The organism is Brooklawnia sp. (assembly GCF_049651565.1).
In the GTDB taxonomy this organism is placed as follows: Bacteria; Actinomycetota; Actinomycetes; order Propionibacteriales; family Propionibacteriaceae; genus Brooklawnia.
Genome location: NZ_JBASCI010000151.1, coordinates 1 through 2,736 on the forward strand (window position 1 = coordinate 1; position 2,736 = coordinate 2,736).

General features: G+C 68.5%; 3 protein-coding genes and 1 riboswitch. Of the genes, 1 reads left to right on the forward strand and 2 read right to left on the reverse strand.

What is annotated here, in order from left to right:
* Both WBL05_RS07120 and WBL05_RS07125 read right to left on the reverse strand, forming a co-directional pair.
* A partial coding sequence (locus WBL05_RS07120; protein WP_424224768.1) for a hypothetical protein occupies positions 1–212 on the reverse strand: 212 nt, incomplete at its 3' end.
* Between the two features lie 45 nt (positions 213–257).
* Complete coding sequence (locus WBL05_RS07125; RefSeq protein WP_424224770.1) at positions 258–1,895, reverse strand: phospholipase D-like domain-containing protein; 1,638 nt, start codon at positions 1,893–1,895, stop codon at positions 258–260.
* An 84-nt stretch (positions 1,896–1,979) separates the two neighbouring features.
* A riboswitch (TPP riboswitch) is annotated at positions 1,980–2,064 on the forward strand.
* Positions 2,065–2,124: 60 nt separating this feature from the next.
* On the opposite strand from WBL05_RS07125, the gene WBL05_RS07130 reads away from it, so the two are divergent.
* The coding region (locus tag WBL05_RS07130; RefSeq protein WP_424224771.1) for an ECF transporter S component at positions 2,125–2,736 on the forward strand (612 nt) is incomplete at its 3' end.

Here is a 2,736-nt window from a genome sequence, read left to right on the forward strand (position 1 = left end):
CCCCAGACCTGGCCCTCCAGCACCTCACCGAGGTCGAAGCCCTGCCTGGCGGCCGCTTTCACGATGTAACCGGTGGCGCCACCCAGGGCGGTGGTCTTGAGCAGGGCGCGCAGCGTCCGGGAACGGATGAGGTCGGGCATGGCGTACCAGGCCAGGGTGGTCGCGCCGGTCACCGCGGCGAGGGCTGCAGGGCTGTGGGGATCGCTGGTCATGACCCCATTCTGGCAGCCGCCCCCGACGCGGCCGCCGGCCGACGGTCACATCAGCGGGGAGAAGGTGCGCAGCACTGTCCAGATCGCACGGCGCCACCACGGGGTGGCGTGGACGTCGGCCAGTGTGATCCGGCGCGACTGGGCCACCGTGGCGTCGAAGTCGGCTGCCATCTCGGCGATCACCGGGGTGCGGTACATCCAGACCGCGTTCTCCTGGTGCAGGTAGAAGCTGCGGAAGTCGAAGTTGATGGTGCCCAGGATGGCCACCTCGTCGTCCACGACCACCTGCTTGGCGTGCAGGAAACCCGGACTGTACTCGTACACCTCCACCCCCGCCTCGACCAGTGGACGGTAGTTGGACCTCGTCACCGCGAAGACGTACGCCTTGTCCGGGATGCCCGGGGTGATGATCCGGACCCGGATGCCCGACTTCGCCAGCGAGGTGAGCAGGCTGGTCATCTCGGAGGTGGGCACCAGGTAGGGGGTCATGATGTCGACGTGGTGGTGGGCGCGGGCCATCATGTTGCGGTACGCGGCCCAGCCGATCGAGATGTCGTCGTAGGGGCTGTCGTCGTAGTTGACCACCAGACCCCTGCCGGTCGGTTGGGCGGCCACCTCCTCCTCGCTCGGGTGCAGCCGTGCGTAGTCCACCTGGTCGCCGCTGACCATGTTCCACATCGTGAAGTAGAGCGCCGCCATCCCCCAGGCGCCGGGCCCGCGCAGCCGGATCGCGGTGTCCTTCCAGTGGCCGAACCGTTCGATGGCGTTGATGTACTCGTCGGCGATGTTCAGTCCGCCGGTGAAGCCGACCAGCCCGTCCACCACCAGCAGCTTGCGGTGGTCGCGGTTGTTGTAACGCAGGGTCAGGCCGGGGCCGAGCTTGTTGACCGGCTTGACCCGGATGCCGGCCCTGGTCAGGTCACGGATGAAGCCGAACGGCAGTTTCCAGAACGAGCCCAGGTCGTCGTACATGAACCAGATCTCCACGCCCTCGGCTGCCTTGCCGGCCAACGCGTCGAACAGTTGGCGCCACATCGTGCCGTCGGAGACGATGAAGTACTCCAGCGCGATCCACCGCCGCGCGTCCTCGATCGCGGCGAGCATGTCGACGAACGCGGCCTCGCCGACCGGGTAGTAGGTGGTGTGGGTGTCCCGGTAGGCGACGAACGGCCCGCTGGACTCCAGGTAGCGGATCTGCCGGGCCGGGTCGGCCGGAACGCTCAGCACCGGCAGCAGGTCGGTGCTCACCGAGGTCAGGGCGGGCAGGTCCTCACCCTCGCGGCCGGCCCGGATGCTCAGCACCCCGGGTGCACCGGCCTGGTCGAGGGCGGCGTGCTGCTGCGTCTCGCGGTAGCGCACCGCCTGCCGCCGACCGCCGGTGCGGGAGCCGAACAGCAGGTAGAACGCGCCGGCGAACAGCGGCGCCAGCAGGATCGGGATCGTCCACGCCAGCTTGTACTCGATCTGGATCCGGGAGTTCAGGATGAACGCCAGCACCCCCAGGCTGAGCAGCAGCGAGGCGGTACCGACCCAGGGTGCCGCCGAACTGCCGGCCAGCAGGATCACCACGAAGACGAAGATCTGCAGCAGCAGGGCCGCCGCGGTGATCGCCAGGCGTCCCCAGACGAGCAGGAATCGCTGAAGCGAGTTGTGCGGCTTGCTCAACTCGACCTGCGAACCCATGGTGATCAGTATGTCTGACCGGGCCGCCCCTGCGTGGGCAGCACTGGGTGCCGGCACACCTTGCGGGTAAGCTGGTACGCACAACACGGGAGCCCGGTGCGCCGGGCTGAGAGGAGGGCTCGGAGCCCTCGACCGTCGAACCTGATCTGGATCATGCCAGCGCAGGGAGACAGCTCTACGGGCCGAAGGTCGGCCCGGAACCCGTGCCCCTGATGAGCGGAGGGCACCGATGTCAGACAACAGCACCGACCGGCAGGTCGACGACCTGACCACCCCGGCACCGAAGAGCAGGTACAGCTGGCGAGTGGTCGACATCGTGGTGGCAGCCGTACTCGGCGTCGCCTGCGGCTTGATCTTCGTGGCATGGAACACCGTCGGCTACGCCTGGTACCAGGCGATGAACGCACTCACCCCCGGCCTGGGCGGTATCGCGGTCGGCATCTGGATGCTCGGCGGCCCACTCGGCATGCTGATCATCCGCAAGCCGGGCGCTGCCATCCTGGTCGAGGTGATCGCCGCGGTGGTGTCGGCGCTGATCGGCAACGCCTGGGGCATCACCACGCTCTACTCCGGGCTGGTGCAGGGGCTGGGCGCCGAACTGGCCTTCCTGCTGTTCGCCTACCGCAACTACCGGTTGCCGGTGGCGTTGCTGGCCGGGGCGGGCGCCGGGCTGGGTGCCTGGACGCTGGAGTTGTTCACCGAGGGCAACCTGCAGAAGGGCCCGGCGTTCCTGGTCATCTACCTGGTCTGCGTGGTGATCTCCAGCACCGTGCTGGCCGGTGGGGTGGGCAACGCGCTGACCCGGGCGTTGGCCGGCACGGGAGTGCTGGGCAGGTTCGCG

What these genes read in the sequence shown, in the direction of transcription:
- WBL05_RS07125 (WP_424224770.1), bottom strand. Translation starts at nt 1,895, where the DNA reads ATGGGTTCGCAGGTCGAGTTGAGCAAGCCGCACAACTCGCTTCAGCGA.